Origin of the sequence: Acinetobacter guillouiae, assembly GCF_002370525.2 — a bacterium.
GTDB lineage: Bacteria > Pseudomonadota > Gammaproteobacteria > Pseudomonadales > Moraxellaceae > Acinetobacter > Acinetobacter guillouiae.
This window is the reverse complement of sequence record NZ_AP014630.1, coordinates 2,636,270-2,657,502: the sequence shown is the minus strand read 5'-3', so window position 1 is coordinate 2,657,502 and position 21,233 is coordinate 2,636,270. Positions and strand designations below refer to the sequence as shown.

General features: G+C 36.7%; 22 protein-coding genes. 9 read left to right on the top strand and 13 right to left on the bottom strand.

From position 1 onward, the window contains the following. Positions 1-284: 284 nt before the first annotated feature. The 5 genes from AS4_RS12295 to AS4_RS12275 all read left to right on the top strand — a co-directional run bounded on the left by AS4_RS12295 (position 285) and on the right by AS4_RS12275 (position 7,413). On the top strand, positions 285-2,354 hold the full coding sequence (locus AS4_RS12295; protein WP_096734335.1) for a hypothetical protein: 2,070 nt from the start codon (positions 285-287) through the stop codon (positions 2,352-2,354). Between the two features lie 131 nt (positions 2,355-2,485). Further along, entirely contained in the window at positions 2,486-4,201 is a 1,716-nt protein-coding gene (locus tag AS4_RS12290) for an AAA family ATPase (protein WP_004822190.1), read from the top strand. A gap of 216 nt (positions 4,202-4,417) precedes the next feature. Next, positions 4,418-4,639: a hypothetical protein gene (locus AS4_RS12285; RefSeq protein ID WP_016539244.1), complete on the top strand. Its 222-nt coding sequence runs from the start codon at positions 4,418-4,420 to the stop codon at positions 4,637-4,639. A 397-nt stretch (positions 4,640-5,036) separates the two neighbouring features. Beyond that, positions 5,037-6,491, top strand: coding sequence for a SulP family inorganic anion transporter (locus AS4_RS12280; RefSeq protein ID WP_096734334.1), 1,455 nt, complete (start codon positions 5,037-5,039; stop codon positions 6,489-6,491). Positions 6,492-7,029: 538 nt separating this feature from the next. Then, complete coding sequence (locus AS4_RS12275; protein ID WP_096734333.1) at positions 7,030-7,413, top strand: 5-carboxymethyl-2-hydroxymuconate Delta-isomerase; 384 nt, start codon at positions 7,030-7,032, stop codon at positions 7,411-7,413. A 38-nt stretch (positions 7,414-7,451) separates the two neighbouring features. Here the strand turns inward: AS4_RS12275 and AS4_RS12270 are convergent, their stop codons facing one another. Genes AS4_RS12270 through AS4_RS12260 form a run of 3 tightly spaced genes read right to left on the bottom strand, consistent with a single transcriptional unit; the run spans position 7,452 to position 10,163 of the window. Further along, entirely contained in the window at positions 7,452-8,072 is a 621-nt protein-coding gene (locus AS4_RS12270; protein ID WP_096734332.1) for a DUF4240 domain-containing protein, read from the bottom strand. 60 nt (positions 8,073-8,132) lie between these two features. Next, positions 8,133-8,999, bottom strand: coding sequence for a hydroxyethylthiazole kinase (gene thiM / locus AS4_RS12265; RefSeq protein ID WP_096734331.1), 867 nt, complete (start codon positions 8,997-8,999; stop codon positions 8,133-8,135). Between the two features lie 9 nt (positions 9,000-9,008). Next, complete coding sequence (locus AS4_RS12260; protein WP_004719663.1) at positions 9,009-10,163, bottom strand: hypothetical protein; 1,155 nt, start codon at positions 10,161-10,163, stop codon at positions 9,009-9,011. Positions 10,164-10,469: 306 nt separating this feature from the next. Between AS4_RS12260 and AS4_RS22155 the strand changes: the two genes are divergently transcribed. Continuing rightward, positions 10,470-10,592 (top strand): hypothetical protein, encoded by a 123-nt coding sequence (locus tag AS4_RS22155; RefSeq protein WP_319922693.1) that lies wholly within the window; start codon positions 10,470-10,472, stop codon positions 10,590-10,592. A 134-nt stretch (positions 10,593-10,726) separates the two neighbouring features. Here AS4_RS22155 and AS4_RS12250 read toward each other — a convergent pair whose 3' ends face one another. Together AS4_RS12250 and AS4_RS12245 are read right to left on the bottom strand one after the other, a co-directional pair. Continuing rightward, positions 10,727-10,990, bottom strand: coding sequence for a hypothetical protein (locus AS4_RS12250; RefSeq protein ID WP_004719666.1), 264 nt, complete (start codon positions 10,988-10,990; stop codon positions 10,727-10,729). A 128-nt stretch (positions 10,991-11,118) separates the two neighbouring features. Further along, entirely contained in the window at positions 11,119-12,312 is a 1,194-nt protein-coding gene (locus AS4_RS12245; RefSeq protein WP_096734330.1) for a hypothetical protein, read from the bottom strand. A gap of 278 nt (positions 12,313-12,590) precedes the next feature. Between AS4_RS12245 and AS4_RS12240 the strand changes: the two genes are divergently transcribed. Both AS4_RS12240 and AS4_RS12230 read left to right on the top strand, forming a co-directional pair. After that, entirely contained in the window at positions 12,591-13,256 is a 666-nt protein-coding gene (locus AS4_RS12240) for a YccT family protein (RefSeq protein ID WP_096734329.1), read from the top strand. Positions 13,257-13,693: 437 nt separating this feature from the next. Beyond that, positions 13,694-14,248: a GNAT family N-acetyltransferase gene (locus tag AS4_RS12230; protein ID WP_406565198.1), complete on the top strand. Its 555-nt coding sequence runs from the start codon at positions 13,694-13,696 to the stop codon at positions 14,246-14,248. A 47-nt stretch (positions 14,249-14,295) separates the two neighbouring features. Here AS4_RS12230 and AS4_RS12225 read toward each other — a convergent pair whose 3' ends face one another. From AS4_RS12225 to AS4_RS12190, 8 genes are all read right to left on the bottom strand, one after another. Beyond that, entirely contained in the window at positions 14,296-14,592 is a 297-nt protein-coding gene (locus AS4_RS12225; protein WP_004719673.1) for a cyd operon YbgE family protein, read from the bottom strand. 3 nt (positions 14,593-14,595) lie between these two features. Then, entirely contained in the window at positions 14,596-14,697 is a 102-nt protein-coding gene (gene cydX, locus AS4_RS12220) for a cytochrome bd-I oxidase subunit CydX (RefSeq protein WP_002120988.1), read from the bottom strand. 30 nt (positions 14,698-14,727) lie between these two features. Beyond that, positions 14,728-15,873 carry a cytochrome d ubiquinol oxidase subunit II gene (gene cydB, locus AS4_RS12215; protein WP_004719675.1) on the bottom strand — a complete coding sequence of 382 codons (1,146 nt, stop codon included), beginning with the start codon at positions 15,871-15,873 and terminating at the stop codon, positions 14,728-14,730. Continuing rightward, a complete protein-coding gene (locus AS4_RS12210) occupies positions 15,870-17,456 on the bottom strand; it encodes a cytochrome ubiquinol oxidase subunit I (RefSeq protein ID WP_004719676.1) in 1,587 nt (528 codons plus the stop codon). The genes cydB and AS4_RS12210 overlap by 4 nt, the downstream gene beginning before the upstream one ends. Next, positions 17,456-17,647: a cytochrome oxidase putative small subunit CydP gene (gene cydP / locus AS4_RS12205; protein ID WP_004719678.1), complete on the bottom strand. Its 192-nt coding sequence runs from the start codon at positions 17,645-17,647 to the stop codon at positions 17,456-17,458. The genes AS4_RS12210 and cydP overlap by 1 nt, the downstream gene beginning before the upstream one ends. A gap of 534 nt (positions 17,648-18,181) precedes the next feature. Then, complete coding sequence (locus AS4_RS12200) at positions 18,182-18,796, bottom strand: OB-fold-containig protein (RefSeq protein WP_004822174.1); 615 nt, start codon at positions 18,794-18,796, stop codon at positions 18,182-18,184. Positions 18,797-18,810: 14 nt separating this feature from the next. Then, positions 18,811-19,122 carry a Rieske (2Fe-2S) protein gene (locus AS4_RS12195; RefSeq protein WP_162242519.1) on the bottom strand — a complete coding sequence of 104 codons (312 nt, stop codon included), beginning with the start codon at positions 19,120-19,122 and terminating at the stop codon, positions 18,811-18,813. A gap of 18 nt (positions 19,123-19,140) precedes the next feature. Beyond that, complete coding sequence (locus AS4_RS12190) at positions 19,141-20,145, bottom strand: adenosine kinase (RefSeq protein ID WP_096734326.1); 1,005 nt, start codon at positions 20,143-20,145, stop codon at positions 19,141-19,143. A gap of 313 nt (positions 20,146-20,458) precedes the next feature. Here AS4_RS12190 and AS4_RS12185 point away from each other — a divergent pair, with 313 nt between their 5' ends. Next, positions 20,459-20,926 carry a GNAT family N-acetyltransferase gene (locus AS4_RS12185; protein ID WP_096734325.1) on the top strand — a complete coding sequence of 156 codons (468 nt, stop codon included), beginning with the start codon at positions 20,459-20,461 and terminating at the stop codon, positions 20,924-20,926. Positions 20,927-21,233 lie beyond the last annotated feature (307 nt).

The window sequence follows — 21,233 nt, the reverse complement described above, 5'->3', positions numbered from 1 at the left end:
AAATGGCTTGCGTTGTAGGCTAAAATTGAGCAGGCAAGGCATGAAACGAAGAGAATAGCGAGACTATTTTCGAGTTTCATAACACAGACTGAGATAATTTTAACCACAACCCTTCGGGACTAGAGTTTTTTTGTCGCTACGTCGTTACGAACTACTCATTTAGCTGACTAAATTTCGTATTTCGTGCCTCGAATCGTCTAAAAAAACTCGTTGTCGCAAACATAGAAGAAGTGTCAACAGACCCTAATAAATTCAATATATGTAAGAGATGGATTGAGGCAAATATGGTGCAGACAGTTCAGGAGCAGCTGCCACATAGACACCAGCTTGCTGCTCAAGAATTACTTCAGGTTTCAGCAAATTTAAATAAGATTTATCTTGATCAATTTGACTATTTGTCCGAGATTACTGCGCACAACTTTTTCCAGTTTGATCCACAGCAGCATAAATTCAGTCTGGCAAATCAGTTACTCAATATCTACTTTGATGAAGAAAAGGGTTTAATTTTTGATTTAAATTTTGAAAAGTTACCGCGTTGTTTAGAAAATAAAATCAATATCAATCGTTTTGTTCAATATTTCTCAGAAAATATTTATTTTTATACAACAAAATATCATGAGATACATCCAACTGATTTAAAGACCAAAGCCCAAATCATCCGCCAAACGCTGATTGAGCAGGTTTTCGAGTGGGTGGATGGTGAAAATCGGGTAGAGCAGTATTTATATAATATTAGTGAAGCAGATGCAGAGCGTATTGATCAAATTTTGCTGCACTATGAATATTTTGATTATCCCTATGTTTCTGATTTTGCCAAATATGGTAAAGCGATTCCTTTAAGTGTTGAAATTAACATTAAGCATTTAGTGCTGATTAATTCTGTATTGGGTCAAGAGTTTTTACCGATTCAGTCATTGGTACCCAAATTTCAACAGGCCATTTTTTCTTTAGATCAGTTTATTCCAGCGCATTATTTGCGTATTTTAAAGATTTTCCACCCAGAATCATTACGCTTACACGAACTCAGTCAGTATTTTGCAAGTTATCAATTACTGGCTGTACATGCGCAAGAACAACCGCAAATGCTTGCTTATGCAAAATATATGAAACGGGGCTTTTGGCAATATCAGGATTTATTGAGCAAGCAGCACTTTTTACAAAAAGATGCTGAATATTGGGAACAGGATCAAGTTCCACAACTTCCAATTTGTAGCCTTAAGCGCACGGCAAACTGGCTATATAAACAAGATCAACAGGTCAATGATTGGATTAGTCGACATATGCAGGACCCTAATGTCAGGATTACCATCACTGCATTAAGTCTGATTGATACTTCAAAGATTTGTCCTGAAGTCACTGTAAGTGTTTTAAAGTATTTTAAAAATATTGCAGCACGGCTATTTTTAATTGAATGTCATTCCTTTGCAATTACAAATGAATGGCAAAATCACCCAAACAACAATCGTTATAGTTTTTTAAAAACAGAGATTGAAAATAAATCGAATAAGAAAACGATTTCTAATTCTTATTTATATATCGAAGAATGGCTAGATTTCGCTGCGCTGATGTTGGCGGATCAACCGCAGATGTATAAAAAAATATACTTTAAGATAAATCGTATTGTTCAAGCATTTATGCTGTTTGTACAACATATTGCTCAGGGTTTGCCCAAGCAACTGATTAAATTTATTGATCCGCAACGACAACAACATGCAGAATTTTTTATTCAATTGCAAAAGCACAATATAACAGTCGATGATTTTCGTAAAAAACTGAAACATATGCAGATCGGCCGTGCATCCAACCATAGTATTTACGACAGTTTTGTTTTGGACTATGTGATGCATTTATTTAATGATCATCACGATATTGAGCGAAATGTCACTTGGTCTGGTCTATATCAGCAAGCACAGCGTTGGCATCAACATCATTATTTTGTTGATACTTTATCGACACTTAAAGAAAAAATAGATGTAGAGGCTTGGGATCGCGTTGCACCAATGCAAAAGATTTATTTTGAAGAGTGGTGCTATGAAGAACTGAATAGCCTAAAACGAATTATTCAAGAGTCGTTGGTGTTTAAACACTGTTTGGCATTGTCCTATTGTGCACGGATCGCAGATCGTGAATATGTAGCATTTCATGTATCGAAAGTTGATGATGCGACTCAGGAAATGACTTTGGGTTGTTATTATAAATTAGGACGTTTGGTCTTTGATCAATTGCGTTTACCCAATAATCATATTCCTGATGAGTTTTACATATTGAAAGCTCAAGCTTTTATTGAAGATGTAAATCAGCATTTAAAATGGAAAAGCAGTATTCAACCCAATGAAGAATTGGGAAACTTATAGTTTGACGCAGATCATTTTTGAGTGAGCGACTTGGCTTTAATTCACTTTTCATGATGCATTTGGCTTAACTTTTTATGCAAAAATCGTTAGGCTATAGCCGTCCCATCCTGTTTAGGTAATTCAAGGCTGTTATGAAACAAGAAACTGCACTCAAACTTATGAAAGCGGGTGAAAATGTCTTTTTGACTGGATCTGCTGGTGCAGGAAAAACCTATACGCTTAATCAGTACATCAATTATTTAAAAGCACGCAAAGTCCCAGTTGCAATTACAGCATCTACAGGGATTGCAGCAACACATATGAATGGTATGACGATTCATACTTGGGCAGGCATTGGGATTAAAGATACGCTGACTGATGATGACTTAAAGCGTATGAAAGAGCGTAAATACTTAAAAGAGCATTTAGAAAATGCCCAAGTCTTGATCATTGATGAAATCTCAATGTTACATGCCAAACAGCTTAATTTAGTCAATCAAGTTTTAAAATATTTTAAAGAATCTGATGATGCTTTCGGTGGTATTCAAGTGATTGCGGCCGGTGACTTTTTTCAGCTGCCGCCTGTAGGAAAAAATAGCGAACTAAATCGAGATAAATTTTGTTTTATGTCAACCGCTTGGGTTGAAGCAAAATTCCGTGTTTGCTACCTGACGGAACAGCATCGTCAAGATGATTCGGCATTGAATGACGTACTCAATGCAATTCGTGCCCAGAATATTCAGCCACAGCATATTCAAGCGCTACAAGATACCCGTAATCAAGACATTGGTGATACCTACACGCGTTTATATACCCACAATATGGACGTGGATAGCATCAACTTTCAGCATCTCAATGCGATTGAAGGGGATGATCATCAATTTGTAGCGGTGACAGATGGTAATGAAAAGCTGATCGAAACATTGAAATCTTCTGTACGTGCACCTGATGAGTTGACGCTTAAAAAGCATGCCAAAGTTATGTTCGTTAAAAATAACTTCGATATGGGCTATATCAACGGTAGTTTAGGTGAAGTTATTGGTTTTGAAGAAGACGATGAACTAGGAATGTTGCCTAAAGTCAAAATGACCGATGGTACAACCTTATTGGTTGCGCCAGAAACGTGGTCTGTTGACAATGAAGGTGGTAAAACCATCGCCAGTCTACAACAAGTGCCATTACGATTAGCTTGGGCGATTACTATTCATAAATCACAAGGGATGACCTTGGAAGCTGCGGAAATCAATTTAAGCCATACCTTTGAAAAAGGTCAGGGTTATGTGGCTTTATCCCGGCTTAAATCGATTCAGGGTTTAAGATTGTTAGGTTTTAATGATCAGGCATTGGAACTGGATAGTCTTGCAATTAAAGCAGATCGCCGTTTTCAAGAGTTATCCAATGAAGCCGAAGTGCATTATGCAGATTCAGATTTAACCACACAGCACAATGCCTTTATTCGTCATTGTGGTGGCACGTTAAATACCACTGAAATTGAACGTAATGAGAAGAAATTAGCGCGTAATAGTGGTAAAACCAATTATGCCTCGGCAACACTTGATGAAACGCGTGAATTGTTTGAAAGTGGTTATGAGATTCAGGATATTGCGGTTGAACGTGGATTAACTCCTGCGACGATTATCAATCATTTGGCTCGTTTACATCGAGAGCAAGGTTTGGATATCTCGATTGCAAATCCTGGTGAAGAAGTTGTAGAAAAAATCCGTGTAATCTATAAAAAATTGAAAAAACGCCAAGATCCAAGTCATTTTAATGATGATGGTGCAATTAAGTTACGTCCAATCGTTGATTTAACCAGTCCAAAAATGGGCTATGATCAGGTACGTTTGGCACTGTTATTTGTTGAGTGATAGATGTTTTTAGTGATGAATTAATGGCTAAATTTGAGAAAAAGTTATTAAGTCCACGTTTAGCTATTTTGTCTAAATGCAAATATTCTAATAGTTATAATCTCTGCTTTCAGTTGTGCCCATTTTATTATGCACATGAATTGATAGATTCAAATATTTCTTTTGAAGGGTTGGAGCTACCATCTCCATTTTTTAAAAGATTTGCTTGGGTTGACGTTGGTTTTTGATGAAAATGAATGTGATGCATTTAATGGGTGTTTTACCATTAAAAGTATCCATAATCCTGTCGATTTATACCAATTGGCATTTATTGAAAGTCGTGACGGATATCTAAAAGTGATTGCGAAAATCAAGATCGATTTTGAGTTTGAGCAATTTGATGATTTTGAAAATCTAGAATTGGTGATCAATGCTACTGTTGCATCTCAGATCTTATAATTCAATCGTTTTAAGTTAAAAAGTATGTATTAACACAGATGCTTATTGATGATTTTGTTAAGGTCTATCAATAGAATACAATTGATGTTGTGCTTTGAATGAGATAAAGAACCATAAAGCGCACTAGTCCAGAAATGTTTCATCTCATGGTTATTCTTATTCTAAAATTAAAGTGAATTTCAGCATCGTATAGCTGTGTAGTAAATTTGGATGCTATACTCGCACTTTAACTTCTTTCAAAACCAGCGCTTTTTTATGACACTTACGCCACCTTAAGTTTATTTACCTCTTCTAATCTGTAAATAACTCATCACTGTCTAGTGATGTGGTGTAGTCGTTTGTGTGTCGTATATCACATCACTAGCCTATCAAAAAATCAAAAAAATAGGCGCTATTTATGTTATCTAATATCCGAGAACAATGGTTCTCTAACATCCGTGGGGATGTGCTTGCTGGACTTGTTGTAGGGCTTGCACTCATCCCTGAAGCTATCGCTTTTTCAATTATTGCTGGTGTAGATCCAAAAGTGGGTTTATATGCATCATTTTGTATCGCCGTCGTGATTTCGTTTGTTGGGGGACGTCCAGCAATGATTTCAGCAGCAACAGGCGCTATGGCATTGCTTATGGTCAGTTTAGTAAAAGAGCATGGCCTTGAATATTTACTTGCTGCAACAATTTTAACGGGTGTGATTCAAATATTTGCAGGCTATTTGAAGTTAGCGAAGTTAATGCGGTTTGTTTCTAAATCTGTAGTGATTGGCTTTGTGAATGCTTTAGCTATCTTAATTTTTATGGCTCAGTTGCCTGAATTTGTGAATGTGACTTGGCATGTTTATGCTTTGGTTGCATTAGGTTTGGTAATCATTTATTTATTTCCGCTCATTCCAAAATTAGGAAAAATACTGCCTTCACCGCTTGTGTGTATTATTGCAATTACGATATTGGCAATGAGTCTTGGAATTGATGTGCGAACAGTTGGGGATATGGGGGCTTTACCTGATACGCTTCCAATATTTTTACTTCCAGACATCCCTTTGAATGTTGAAACATTGAAGATTATCTTGCCGTATTCATTCGCATTAGCGGCAGTTGGCTTACTTGAATCTATGATGACAGCGACGATCGTGGATGAAATGACTGATACACCAAGTGATAAATATCAGGAATGTAAAGGGCAAGGGATCGCGAATATTGCATCTGGTTTTATGGGAGGAATGGCGGGTTGCGCAATGATCGGTCAATCTATGATTAATGTGAAATCAGGCGGTTTTTCTCGCTTATCAACATTCTCAGCGGGTATTTTTCTTCTTATTCTTGTTGTGTTTATTAATGACTGGCTCAAAGTGATTCCAATGGCTGCATTGGTTGCTGTAATGATTATGGTCTCTATTAGTACCTTTGAATGGCGTTCTCTAACTAACTTTAAAGCAAATCCTAAAAGTAGTAATGTTGTGATGATCGTGACCGTCATAGTGGTCGTGGCTACTCATAACCTCGCATTAGGTGTACTCTGTGGCGTTTTGCTTTCAGCGCTATTTCTTGCCATTAAATTAGAAGATGATATTCAGGTGAAGTCTGCTTTTGAAGGATCAGCACGTTTATATGATTTAAGCGGTCAGATTTTCTTTAGCTCTTCTGAAAAATTTATGCAAAGTTTTGACTTCAATGAGAAAATTTCAGACGTCATTATTGATTTGACTCACTCCCATATTTGGGATGTCACATCTGTTGCGATGTTGGATTCTGTTGTAAGCAAATTTCGTAAGAATGGAATCAACGTCACAGTACGTGGTTTAAATGAAGCGAGTTCAATTATGATCGATAAGTATGGCACACATGCCAGAATTTAAATTAAGGAGACTCTATATTTATGTAGAGTCTCTAAAATCGGTATAATCTTAATTATGCAAGTACTTCGTAATATGAATTAGCTAAGATTCATTTATGGGATATATGCCACAAATGCTAAAACTAAAATCAGCAAGAGAGAACGGTTTTAGCTTGTGGAATATTGATACAGCTGAAAAATATAATCAATGTAGTGTAAAAAAAATGTTTGAAATAATTAAGATGCTAACTTAAGCCCAATGTCTTGTTTTTAAAAAAGATTCAAACTTAAAGTAATATTTACAGATTAAAATCAACGAAATATAGATTAGTATTTGATTTATCTCAAACTCCTTATCATTTAGAAAATTTAGTATTTGGAAGTAAATTTGTAGAGCTAAAAGTAAGCTAAAAAAATAACACCTCTACGACTTGCTTTTTCTTTTACAGTTCTCATAAATCTAAGCGCTAAAATGCTAATTTAGCGTTAATTTTACAGTTTTTTTGCATGTTAATGCTATAATTCTGACCAATATCCAGTACTTTCAAATGGTTAATACGATGCCACAAATGTTTATTGATTATTCTGACAATATTCAGAATTTAGACAAAAAGAAATTGATGTTGGGTTTAAATCATGCATTGTTTGATACAGGCTTGGTGAGTGAAGCACATGATATTAAATCCCGTATTCAATCAGTTTCGGATTATTTGATTGGCTTTGGGGATGAACGTGGCGAGCAGAGTAATCAGGCATTTATTTTCGTACGTTTACAAGGTTTAAGTGGTCGCACTGAACCACAAAAAGACTTAATGACTGAAAATTTATCGCAATTTTTACAGTCATTTGAAGATTATTCTGCACAGGGTTTAGAAATTCAGCTCTGTGTAGAGTTTGCTGAAATGCCACGAGAAATTTATAAAAAAGTTTTTGTGCAAAAATAATCAGCTTGGGGCTTAAAAAATAAGCCCCAATCTTTTACTTATTCACTTCTGAGTTCGCATATTGCTTTAACCAGTTTTGGATATCGCGCTTGTAACTCAATACCATTGAGTAAATCTCTTTCAATCTCGCCTGCGGCAAAATCATAGTGATGTTCTGGATGTTGTAGATATACCGCATCACGAATCTCAGACTCTTCTTCATTTTCATGATGGACGTTATACGCCTCATCAGCAACATAAAGTAGACCTTCAGCCCAAGTGTCGCCTATATCAAAACTATATTTTCCGCTAACAAAGTTTTGAACATCTTCTTGTATGTCATCAAAGAATTCCTTGCCTTTAAGGATTAACCAACATCTAAAATAAATAAAACCATCATCTGATAGATAAGCATCGAAGTTGAAAATACCATCTTTTTCAGTAAAATCAGATTCTAGAATTGTCGAGAGTTCTGCGATTTCAGCACTATAGAGTTGTGAGAGTTTGAGCTGGAGTGTTTTTTCAAAAATAATCAGTTGTTGTTTATCCAACTGAGATAAATATTGCACAAGATCTTGTAAATGTTGGTCAATATCATAGTCAGACCAGTGAGCATCTTTGTTATGGTTCGACTGGTCTATTGCGTCCCAAAACAATTTTTCTTCTTCTTGTAATGACATAAGTGATTCCAGAGGTTTAAGCTTAATTTTAATGCTAAAAAGCAAGTTTATCTGTTTAGTCTAAAGACTTAAGACTTCTATATCTGCATATTGCCAAATTTTATCTGCACTCATTTGATATATTTCATCTAAAAATGCGACATTAAAGCTTCCAACAGCTTGGGCTTTTTCAAAAGCCAATTTTCCTGCAATCGCAAAATGGATATGTGCAGAGACTGCTGCGATTGTGGCTGTTGTGACTGCACTATACGCAGCAATTAAAGCGCCTAAAGCGCATCCAGTTGCTGTGACTTTAGGTTGTAAAAAGCTTCCGCCATTGACCTGAATCACGCTATTCAATTCTTTAGAGAGAATAAAGTCAGATTCACCAGAAATTGCCACACATTCGGTATGAGTTAAAAGTGCTAAAGCCTGTAAATACACTTCATTGCTTGACACAGTACTGTCTACACCTTTGGATTCAACTTGATTGCCTGCAAGTGCACTGATCTCTGAGGCATTACCGCGAATAATAGTCGGTTTAAGCAAAACTAATTGATCGACCATTTCACTGCGCCATTTGAGAAATGCACCATAACCAACAGGGTCGAGAACCCACGGTGTATTTTTACTTGCTACAGTTTGTGCTGAAATTTGCATGGCCTGCATTTGTTCAGAGGTCGGTGTTCCTACATTGATACTTAATGCCGCAGCAATAGAAGCAAAGCTTTCAGCCTCAAATGGGTTATCAATCATTGCAGGGGAAGCCCCAGCAGCCAATAAGACGTTGGCGGCATAATTTGCTGCAACACTGTTGGTGATGCACTGGACTAAGGGCTGTTGAGTTTGCAACTCAGTCCAAGCATCCACAACTTTTTGTAAAATGACATCAGTGTGGGTATGAAGTTGATCCGTTTGAGAATGTGTAATATTTTCAGGATGATTCATAAATGCTCCTTACTGAGTAAAGTAGTGGTCTTGGTGTTTGCAACTGCGACAAAATAATGTCACATAATTTTGTGCGTCATACTCAACCGTTAATTCGTTTGAGCCACAATACATACAGCGCTTTTGCGAGTAGAAATTTAAGCGTGGTTCAATCTTTTTCCAAGATTTCCACACAGGTTGAAAGAAGATACCTTCATCGTAGCCTAAAAACCGATAAAACAGTATTTCACTCATCCTACTTAATGGAATATTCGGTGGACGTGGTAGGGTTGATGTTTCCCATTTTTCTGCAATTGCGCGTTCTCGATATTGTTGCACTGTTTTTTTGAGAATATTGGTATTAATAAAGTTTTCGTTACGAACTTGTAGCGCCTTTTTTTGATATAAATATTCAAGCGCAGTTTGAATGAGATAGAAAATTTGCCCAACGGCTAATGTGTCGAGTAGGTGATAACAGAAGATTTGGAAGTTTTTATTGCCCGAAATCTGGATACCCCACGTGCGGCAATAATGTTGGGTAAACTGTACAATTTCTTGATACAGCACAACATAGAGCGCATTTTTGACTTCTTCGGATGTTTTAAATGGGATACCTTGGCTTAGATTTTCATAGAACCAATGGCGTAGTTGTGTTGCGATACTAAACATACTCGGTTCGGAATAACCATCTAAACGGACATTGATATAGTATTGGTGTGCATCATCACTAAAATCTTTAGCAACAAATACATTGTCTTTAATCAGTTGATTGAGAAGTTGACTTTGGAAATAGTAATTGGGGGTAATTGGGTGATATTTAATCACTTCCCAATCAATAAATTCTTGATGGTTGGTATTTTCATGTACCTGATTGTCTAAAATACTCAGTAAAAATAATTTATGTAAAAAACTGAGCTGGTCTAAACCTAATTCAAAATTATCTTTTTTCTTTAGCTTACGGGTTTCTTGCAAGCGAGTTTCTTTAATCAGTTTACGCCGTTTGCTTTGGCATGTTTCACAATGACAGTTGCGTTGATTGTTTTGAAAAACTTGATGATTGCAATGGCTACATTGGTGAAAACTGACTTCTTTCTCAAATTCTTCAGCTTCAACATAATACATACTTGCCTGACAAAGCGGGCAAAATGTACTTTCATCCAGCTGTTTTTGCAGAATTTGAAGCATATAGATAAATATATAAATTATTAAGGACTTTTCATTATACACATCTATATAGATGAAAGCTGATTGCTTAAAATGAATGTTTTATAAAATATACAATTCGATGATGATTGAACCCATTGTATGATTATTCAATGATATTCGAAGACTAAATCTCAACGATCGAATCCAGTTGAGTGAAAGTTTAGATGTTTCGGAATGGCATTATTTTTTAATCTTTCCATCTGGTCTGTACGTAGAATACCGTTATGGTATTTTCTTGTTCAAAGCACTTAAAATATTCAAATTGATCCGATTGAGAACCGTTATATGGGGCGTCTCGTTGCGTTAAAATATATTGACCATTCAGAAGTCTTGCAGGATAAAATAGCGCAGACTGGTTTACATTATCATTTTGAAAAGCAAATATTCGTAATCCCTTTGCAAAAGTAACAATGTGGGGCTTTGGGGAAATGAAGCTTGTATGGTTTAGCAGTTTATATGATTTAAATACGGTAAATAGAACGTATTTAATGATTCTATTTACCGATAAAAGGTGATTTAAACAATAATCCTAACACCTACCCTTAATAAGCAGCAGGGCACGGTAATTCAGAATCCTCAAAATGCTCCATTTTAGCTTGAAGCAATGCCTTGGCTTTTTTAGCTGGAACTTTGTGCTGTCCTAGCATTTCATATTGTTTTAAAAGCGCAGTCACTTCACTGGTTTTTAAAGGAATGCCTTCACAAGTCATAAACATCGCAATAACCTGATGATCTAACTTCGCTTTATCCAGCATTTGCATCGTTTTAATGTTTTCAACACGGACTATATGGTCTTTAAAAATCATGTTGCACCTCATTTTTTGTTGAGTATTTTTATTGTGCGATATACACAACATTAAACAAGCAAGAACTGTGCTCAAAATGTAGTCGCTTTGAAAAAAGTGTAATGTTGTGCATCGTGGGGTTTAATGTTTTATCGTGCACCTACAGGTTGGTATAAGCCATTTCCTCTACCAATCTCTGCTTGATAGATGGGTATCCATGGCGCAAAGAATATATTTTGTTTCCATTCATTTAGCACATTGAAACCATTACGTGCAATCGTAATACGATGTTGTACATTGGCCAGATTGGTTGCAGTGAATGGCGCGCGTATAATTAGATAGGGGGTGAAAATTAATTTAAATTTATTGATGCCCACAAAAATATCACCACGTAAGCCTAAGTTCTCTAAACTCAGCGAGAGCATAAAATCATTAAGTTTAGCAAAATCACGCATTAATGGCTTATCCCACATCGGTTGTAAAATTTTCTCCTGTTCATGAATGCCAAAGCTAATGGCTGCATTTGTAGCCAGTTTTTTAAATTTTGATGAATAAATACCTGATCTAAGTGCTTCTTCATCCGCGGTTTTTTGTAATTGAAACGCTTGTGTCAGGGTAGATCCATAGCCAGTCAGTTGTTGTGCTAACACCAAAGCATCATAGTGTTGATGCATGATACTGAGTCCGCCAATATCTGCCATCACATTGGCTTGTCCATTAATTAACTCATTATTGGCTTGGGCAATAGTGGACTGTAATGTGGGTACATTCATCCCTGCAATAATGACACTTTGACCATTGGTGACATTTAACGGATCTAAAGCATTGGACAATGAGAAGGTTAATGCATACGTTGAACGGACATCATTGGCTACAAAAATCCCCAGATTTGGCCAGAAAAATTTTGGGTTATTACGACTGAGTGCATCGTAATACATCAAAATAAAGGCATTGGTCGCCAACACTATTTTTTGTTGTGATTGATTACCATAAGTATTTATCGCCAATTGTTTGACCGTTGAAAATTGTTGACGAATTTTGCTACGTATACTTTCATATTGTTGGATAGTGGAGGTAATAGATGGGTCGTATAGAAAACTTTGATTATTGGCAATGTTGTAAAGTTGCTGATACAGATTTTTTTCAGATGTGTTGAGGTTGCGTTGTGCCATATTGGCATTCATATTGTAGGCAAGTTTTGACAGTTGTGCAGGACTCGCTTGAGTGGCATAGCTGGTTGCTGCCATTGTTTGTGTGGCATAAGGTACGACAAAAACAGTTGTAATACCGATGATACATCTCGTTAATATTGATTTAAATCTGGATATGGTTTTCTTATTCATGGGGAACATCCTGTTAATTTGTTTTTTAGAATTATGCTTATTTTGAATGTGTGCTATTCAAATGCTGTAGTTATAGATAAGAAAAAATAAATTTAAAATGTGCGTTCAGGACAAGCAGATGAATGGTTTTTCCAGTAAATGATAAAATTATGTGATAAGTAAAATGAATATAGTTTCATTATAAAAATCAGAACAAATCGCCATTGTCATAAAACTGTCATCACGACATTGCATAGTGCAATAAATTTTACATATTTTTGACATAAGAGTAGAGCAATATGGCTTTTAAATACGGCGTTGCTGCATTAGCTTTAATGCTAAGCGGATCAGTTTTTGCAGCAGTCACCTTATCTGCGCCAGAAGAAATTGTAGTATTGGCGGTGAACGATCAAGAAGTGAATTCAGGTTTAATCCGTAAAAAGAATGAATATAAAGTCGATGCAGGTCAAGTTGCGGTAAGTGTTCGTTATCAACAATATTTTGAACATTTAAATGGTGAACATGACATTTTAAAATCGGGTGTGGTTACAGTGACAGCGCCAGATTTAAAAGATGGTCAAACTTATAAAATTGCTTTAGTCAATCCACCTCAGCGTTTTGAAGATGCAAAAAAATATGCAGAACAACCAACGATTGCGATCTATGACAATAAAAACCGTCTCGTGGTGCAACAGACTGGTGTAAATACTGAAGCGAAGCCATGGTTAGGTTCTGGTTTATTCGGCAAAGTGATCGATTTAACTTCAAGTAAGAAAGCGCCAGTAAATCAACCCGCAGCTGTATATGCAACAACGACAAGCCAATCACCAGCAACAACCTCAGTTGCTAAGACCACTCAAACCGTGAGTGATGTCAATTCAGCAGATCGCCAATTGATTCAAATCTGGCAAAATGCAAGCAAGGCGGAACGTCAGAAGTTTATGACTTGGTTAGCTGAGCAATAATTTTGAGTATATGTAAAAGACCATTTCGGTGGTCTTTTTTTTGTATTTAACGGAATAATACAATTTTATAAAAGTTAATTTATATTTCTGTGGAGTTTGCACTGCCACATCTTTCTTTGAAAATTTAAATATCTTCGTGTAGGCAATGCCTCACTTTTTAGAGATAAAAAGTGACAAAAATCTTTCGTTTGGCGAGGGGTACATCCTATACCCCCGCCCAACGGCGACATCCATGTCGCCACGCGATAGACACACCAGATATGATTAAATAATGCAAAAAGCATAAACGGTTTGATTGATACAATCTTCATCATCTTGATGAGTATAAATTATTCTATGGGTAAGACGGAATTGAGTGAGAATAAGGCTTTTCTATCTATCATTTTCATTTTATAAAGTACTTTGCTCAGCATTTAAAATGATAGAAATAAAACTTGATAAAATATCAGCTTAATTTTAGAACAGCACGAATATCTGACATTACAAATTTAGTTGATCTGATTAATTCTGCTTATCGACAACAAGATGGTCGTAGTTGGACGAGTGAGTCAGAGATTGTCACGGGTGATCGAATCAATGCCAAGCAATTAGAACAAGCATTGGCTCAGGATAATTTTCAGTTATTTGTTGCTGAATTGGATGAGCAACTTGTCGCATGTATTGGTCTGACTTTTACCCAACATGATGTCGAAATCGGCACATTTTGTATTGCAGCTCAATTACAAAATCAAGGTATTGGCAAATATGTTCTAGATTTTGCTGAACAGTATGTGCATGAAAAAGTTTTATCCAACCATTGCTATTTTACGCATTTCGTTATGTGGGTTTTAAGTGTACGTCATGAATTGATTGCTTATTATCAGCGCCGTGGCTATGTACAAACGGGTGTAGTGGAGGATTATCCTTTAAGTGCAAATGTAGGCATACCTGTTGTAGATTTGCATTTAATCGAAATGAGAAAGAGTGTCACAAGTTGCGTTTCATCCAATTAAAATAAAACCCTGAATAAATCAGGGTTTTATTGTTTCAAATTTTGGACTTAGCTAAAGAACCAAGTGTAATAGCCCCACAGCATGAGTGGCCATGCGACATAGGGGCTAAATAACCATTTCCATAACCAAAACTGTGGTAGAAATCCTACCCCATGTATAAAGCCACCTGAAATACCAATCATCACCATCATCAGCGCACTATGGTTATAGTGGCCATTGGCATCAAGCATTGCCCCAGGGTGAATCAACAATACCGCAGCAAGAGGCAATGCCATCAAAAACGAAATGGCCATTGCAAACTTATTCGGCTTTCTTTGTTTTGTTGTCATTGCGATCTCTGTCATGGTTTATTCCTCATCCAAATCTTGATGATGTTCAATATAGAGTGCGCTTAAAACACCTGCAAAACACGCCATCAAGATCCCAAGAATCCAAGCGAAATACCACATAAATATTCTCCTATTTGCTTAGACACAGCCTTAGTACAGGCTGTGTGAGTTATCTTGAACATGTTTGTTGGTGATAACGCCCCACATTTTGTAATAACACCATGTGGTATAGATTAAAATAATTGGCACAAATATAGAAGCAACCACAGTCATTACTGTCAATGTATTCTTACTTGAAACCGCATCCCACATAGTTAAACTTACAGTTGGGTTAATGCTTGATGGCATTAAGAATGGGAACAGTGCAAAACCAGCAGTTAAAATTGAACCCGTCACCGCTAAGGTAGAACCTGTAAAGCTGACGCCAGCTTTGTTTTTACCAGCACCAAAGATAATCAGGATTGCGCCAAGGATTGCAGAAATAGGTGCAAGCATGGTGATTGGGTAAATTGAATAGTTATTCATCCAACCATGATTACCCGTTGTTAATACTTCTTTCGCAAGCGGATTGGCAACAGCATTGGTATTAAATGGTTGTACCAAAGTATACCCTTCGATGCCACCAAAATATAACCAAGCACCCACGCCCAAGAAGGTAACTAAGAAGAGTATACCCATCAATTGTGTTGCTTTAGCAGAACGTTGACGTAATACACCATCTGTACGCAGCATTAACCATGCGCCACCATGTGCACACAGCATCGACAAACTTACTATACCGCAAACCAATGCAAATGGATTAAGCAGGGCAAAGAAGCTACCTGTATAAGTTGAACGTACAGTCTCATCTAAAGTAAACGGGACGCCCAAGAACATATTACCAAATGCAACACCGAAAACCAGCGCAGGTACAGCACCACCGATACATAGGCCCCAATCCCAAGAATTACGCCATTGGGTATTTTGCAGTTTAGAGCGATAGTCAAAGCCAACAGGTCTAAGGAAGAGTGCAAATAAGACCAGCAAGAGCGCCCAATACATACCGGAGAAAGCCGTTGCATAAACCATAGGCCAAGCAGCAAATAGTGCGCCACCCGCAGTCACGAACCAAACTTGGTTGCCTTCCCAATGCGGAGCAATGGTATTGATTGCTGCACGGCGTTCATCATCAGTTTTACCTACAAATGGCATCAGTGCCATTGAGCCCATATCGAAACCATCTGTGAGGGCAAAACCAATCAGTAGAACACCGACTAAAACCCACCAGATAATTTTGAGAAGTTCATATTCGATCATGATTGATTCTCCCCAGTTTGAGCTTGCTGAGCTTCAAGTTTCTCGAAGTGATATTTACCTGTATGTAAAGAGCTTGGTCCTAAGCGTGAGAATTTGATCATTAAATACATTTCGATAATCAATAACACTGTATAGAACGCGGCTAATGCAATGATTGATCCCCATACATCGCCAGTACTTAAACTTGATGCTGAGAGGTGTGTAGGTAAAACTTCACCAATAGTCCACGGTTGACGACCACCTTCTGCTACATACCAACCTGTTTGTGCTGCAATCCAAGGTAATGGCAGTGCAAACAATGCAAATTTAAGTAACCATGGTTTATTTTCTGCATTACGTTTTGCCACAGCAAATGTTGCAAGAATAAACAGAAGTAGCATCAAGAAACCAGAAGCGACCATTGCACGGAAAGAGAAGAATAATGCGGTTACATTTGGAATGGTATCTTTTGTTGCTGCTTGAATATGTGCTTCAGAAGCATCTGTTACATTTTCAGTATATTTTTTAAGAAGTAAGCCATAACCTAAATCTTTTTGGTTTTCTTTGAACGATGCCATCAGTTCAGGCGAACGGTCACCAGCACGAAGTTTTTCGAGTTCGCTATATGCCACCATACCATTACGGATACGTGCCTCATGTTGAACCATCAAATCTTTAAGCCCGGTGACTTCTTTATCGAGTGAACGTGTGGCAATAATACCCATCGCATACGGGATTTTTATGGCATAGTCAGTACGTTGTTCTTCCTGATTTGGAATACCAAATAAAGTAAATGGCGCAGGTGCTGGATGTGTTTCCCACTCAGACTCAATTGCAGCCAACTTGGTTTTTTGAACATCACCAAGCTCATAACCAGATTCATCACCCAATAAGATAACTGAAAGTGTAGACGCTAAACCAAAGATTGCAGCGATGGCGAAAGAGCGACGCGCAAATGGTAAATCACGTTTTTTCAATAAGTAATAACTTGAAATGGCGAGAACAAAGATTGCACCAGTGACATAACCAGCAGACACCGTGTGAACAAATTTCACTTGAGCTACTGGGTTAAAAATCAAAGCACCAAAATCGACAAGTTCCATACGCATGGTTTCAAAATTAAATTCTGAACCGACAGGATTTTGCATCCAACCATTGGCAACTAAAATCCATAATGCGGATAAATTCGAACCCAGCGCAACTAACCATGTCACACTTAAATGTTGAACTTTTGAAAGGCGATCCCAGCCAAAGAAGAATAAACCAATAAAAGTTGATTCTAGAAAGAATGCCATCAATCCTTCAATGGCAAGTGGTGCACCAAAAATATCACCCACATAGTGAGAGTAGTACGCCCAGTTTGTACCGAACTGGAATTCCATGGTCAGACCAGTGGTTACACCTAAAGCAAAGTTAATACCGAAAAGTTTGCCCCAGAATTTGGTCATGTCTTTATAAATTTCTTTACCAGAAATCACATAAGTGGTTTCCATAATGGCAAGAATAAAAGCCAGACCTAGAGTAAGTGGTACAAATATAAAGTGATACATCGCGGTCATTGCAAATTGGAACCGCGAAAGATCGACCACGCTTTCAGAAATCATCAACGTGTCTCCTTGATTTGGGAAGGACTGCCAGCAATACGCTCAGCAACTTGGTTATCAAAATCTTTAGGAATAGTCGGCGCATCAAACCAGATATGTTTGATCGTCATTAAAAGGGCAATCTTAATTATTAATATGACTGCAATTTCTCTGACAAGCCGACGGTTTAAATCGTTAGGTTTTAAGCTCATGCGTTAAGCCTATTATTTAAATATGCTTATATTATTAAACAAAACGCAACAAGAAATAAATAGATAAAACAGTTAAAATAAAAATATATTATTAAGATGATATTAAACAATAACTTAAAAATTTGTAATGTTAAAAAATATACTAATTTATATTCATTTTAAAGTTGATTAAAACACTTGTAATTAATAAAAATAAAACCTAGTAAAATAGTATTGTTTAGATTTTATTAAACCAACTAAATCGGTTTGAATTAAGTTTGATGAAAAATTATTCCGATTAAAATGGTTGGTTTTAAAACTCATTTAATTGTTATTTAAAATATGTTAATCAATGGGTCTTTTCCATAAACCAAAAAATGATCATGTGGATTGAATCCTATTGGGATTGAAAGTTGCTTCTTCTCTTGAGAGAAAGCGGGGGAGGCGGGGCGATTGTGTTATGTTTTATGGAAGTAACTAAGTTTAAAAATACAATCAGTCATTGAGCCCATGTGTGGCACAAAAGAACGTTGAGTTGAAAGAAAAAGTTGTAAATTAGTACTGATCTGAACTAAATAGATGATTTGAGATCGAAATTTTCTTGGCAATATAATGTGATTTTCTAAAACGTATTAAGATAATTTGCGATTGAAATTCTAATTCACCAAATTCTGGTTCGACTTGGATATAGTGCAGTTGTCCATTTTCATCACGGACTCGTGCTTGAGCTGAAAACCCTGGTCGTGCATTACCACTAGAGACTGTAGCCAATCGTCCAAGCAAGTCAACTTGATTCAACGTAACTTTAGGTTTTATCACCTGATCCAAACAATGAATCATAAACACGGTAAAGAAGATTGCAATCACCAATGCGGGTAAAACTACATAATACCAAGCGGCAAATACTTGTTTGCTTGCAAAGATAGAGAGCTGTAAAAAATAGCCTGCAAAACTAAAATTCAATAATAAAAAAACGAAAATAAGTACTTTGGAAAATTTAACTTGTAACAGGGGCGACTCAATGAGCCAATCTGGTGAAATTTTTTTCAGAAAGGTACTTGGCCGTAAGCCGATATAGTAGCCAAAAGTTTCTGCCATACTCAGTAGAATTAAAGCCAAGACACTGAGGTGAAAGGGCATTAATTCATGTTCAAATAAGAATCCAAGCATGGCAGTTTCCAACCTTATTCGTCCTCGATGTAGATACCACCATCTGAATGGACTGAAATATTTACTTTTTCAAGTTTATCACCCAGACATGGTCCTGAAATACATTCACCTGTTTCAACTTCAAACAAAGCACCATGCGTAGAGCATTGAATATATTCGCCGTCTTGGTCTAAAAACTGATTTTCAAGAAATTCTAGTTCAGTTTGTAGGTGTGGACAGACATTTTGGTAGGCATAAAATGCACCATCACGTTGAGTGATAAAAATGGTATCGCCAGTCATTGTGTCAAACGCACGTGCCTTACGCTCTTCAATTTCATCGGTCATTGCAATTTTTTCAGACATTTATGCACATTCCTTTTTGAACGTTTCGAGTAGATTTGCGTATTCTGCAACGTCTAGGCGTGGTCCAAACTTAGACACGACTTCACTTGAAATAAGAATAGCAAGTTGTGCTGCAGTTTGTAAATTTTCACCATTATTTAAAGCATATAAGAAAGCACCTGAGAATGCATCGCCAGCACCATTTGCATCTACTGCCGTCACTTTACGACCTTGAACATAAAAATGTTGTTTTTGATCTGCGACTAATGCACCTTTTTCACTCAGCGTAATCACCACATCTGTACTGAGTGTTTTTAATTTATTCAGCGCAGCTTCTACAGAGTCAGTTTCTGTATACATCATAGCTTCTTGTTCATTACAGAAAATTAGATCTACACCATCTTCGATTAATTCATTTAAACCTTGACGTGCATATTGCACCATTGCAGGGTCAGATAGGGTTAATGCGATTTTAACCTTGTGATCTCGGGCAATTTGACGTGCTTGTTTTACGGCTGCGCGTGCTGAATCACTTGTAGACAAGTAGCCTTCGATATATAACCATTGCGCTGTTTTTAAAGGTTCAAAATCCATTTGTAGATTTGAAAGTTCTGCGGTAATGCCGAGATAAGTTTGCATCGTACGTTCTGAGTCTTCACTGACCAGAACCATACATGTACCCGTAACACCTTCACTGATCGATTTTTTCGACGTTTTGATGCCTGCTTCATTTAAACCATCGAGATAAATTGTGCCTAGAGCATCATTTCCAACACGGCATGCATAAAATGCTGAAGAACCTAATGCACTGAATGCCACTGTGGTATTGGCAGCTGAACCGCCAGATGCTTGACCTTTATAATTTTGGCTGGCTTTTAAATTATTATATAGCCGAGTTTGAGATTCACCATCTGCGAGTTGCATGGTGCCTTTTTGCAAATTTTGTTCAGCTAAAAAGAGATCTGATACTTTAAATTCTTGGTCAATGAGCGCGTTACCAATTGCAAAAAGGTCAACTGTAGCCATGTTCTTCATCACATCAATGTTAAAAACATAAAGTTTACACGAATGCTCAGCTTTACAGTAGTTTGTTGAAAAAATTTCATTTACATTTGTCAAATATGCTTTGTTGGAATTTTACAACCTGCTGGTGTGCTGAACAAAACCTGTTTTTGAGATAATTATTGCGTAATTTAAGCCATTGTGTTCATCAGTGTACGTGATTAAATTAGATCACTTCACTGTGATTGATTGAGATCACTAGGCTAGGTTTTGTTGAGACATAAACATAGGCATTAAGTTAAAACTGTCTACAGAGCCTAAACATATTGGAGGTTGAGTGAATATTTTAATTCAACAGGTAGATCAATTGCCTGCGCAAATTCAAGATTTAGCTGTAGTTGCTGAAAAAGAAGGGTTTCATTTTATTCAACGTTTGGTTGATGAGTTTCAGCAAGGCACCAATAGATTTAATCGACACGGTGAATTTTTATTGGTTGCGTTTGATGGAGATAAACTGGTTGCATGCGGTGGTTTAAATATTCAAATCAGTGAAGATGGTGATACAAAGCAGAACAAGGAAACTCAGCATAAAATTGGTCGGGTGCGCCGTTTCTATGTATTGCCTGAATATCGCAACACTGGATTGGGTAAAAGTTTATTGCTTGAACTTGAAAAAAGAGCAAAATCTAATTTTTCTGCATTGTGCTTAAGTAGTGAAAAAGATGCAGCGCCATTTTATCAAAAGCAAAATTATGTTTTTGTCTCAAATCATCCAAATTATAATTACTTTAAATATTTAATTTAGTGAATTTGCAAATATCTAGCTCTATAGCGCTTAACTTTGAATAGCACCATAATTCGATAAAGGGGCTGCTGGTTTATAGCGATAGGCTTTGAGCTCGTATTTATTTTTTGGAGATGAATTGGTATTGATCTCCAAAAATTTATTTCTTGATAAAATAGCCTAAGCAATTCTTTTCTATAAAAACCTAAACACAGATCAGCCATATCTAATCAGCTTTTGTGAAGTTCTGATAAGTACTAAATACAAATGATGACTCAGTTTTTAACAGGGTAAAGTGACTTTTATCACGTTTTTAATTCTATTTTAA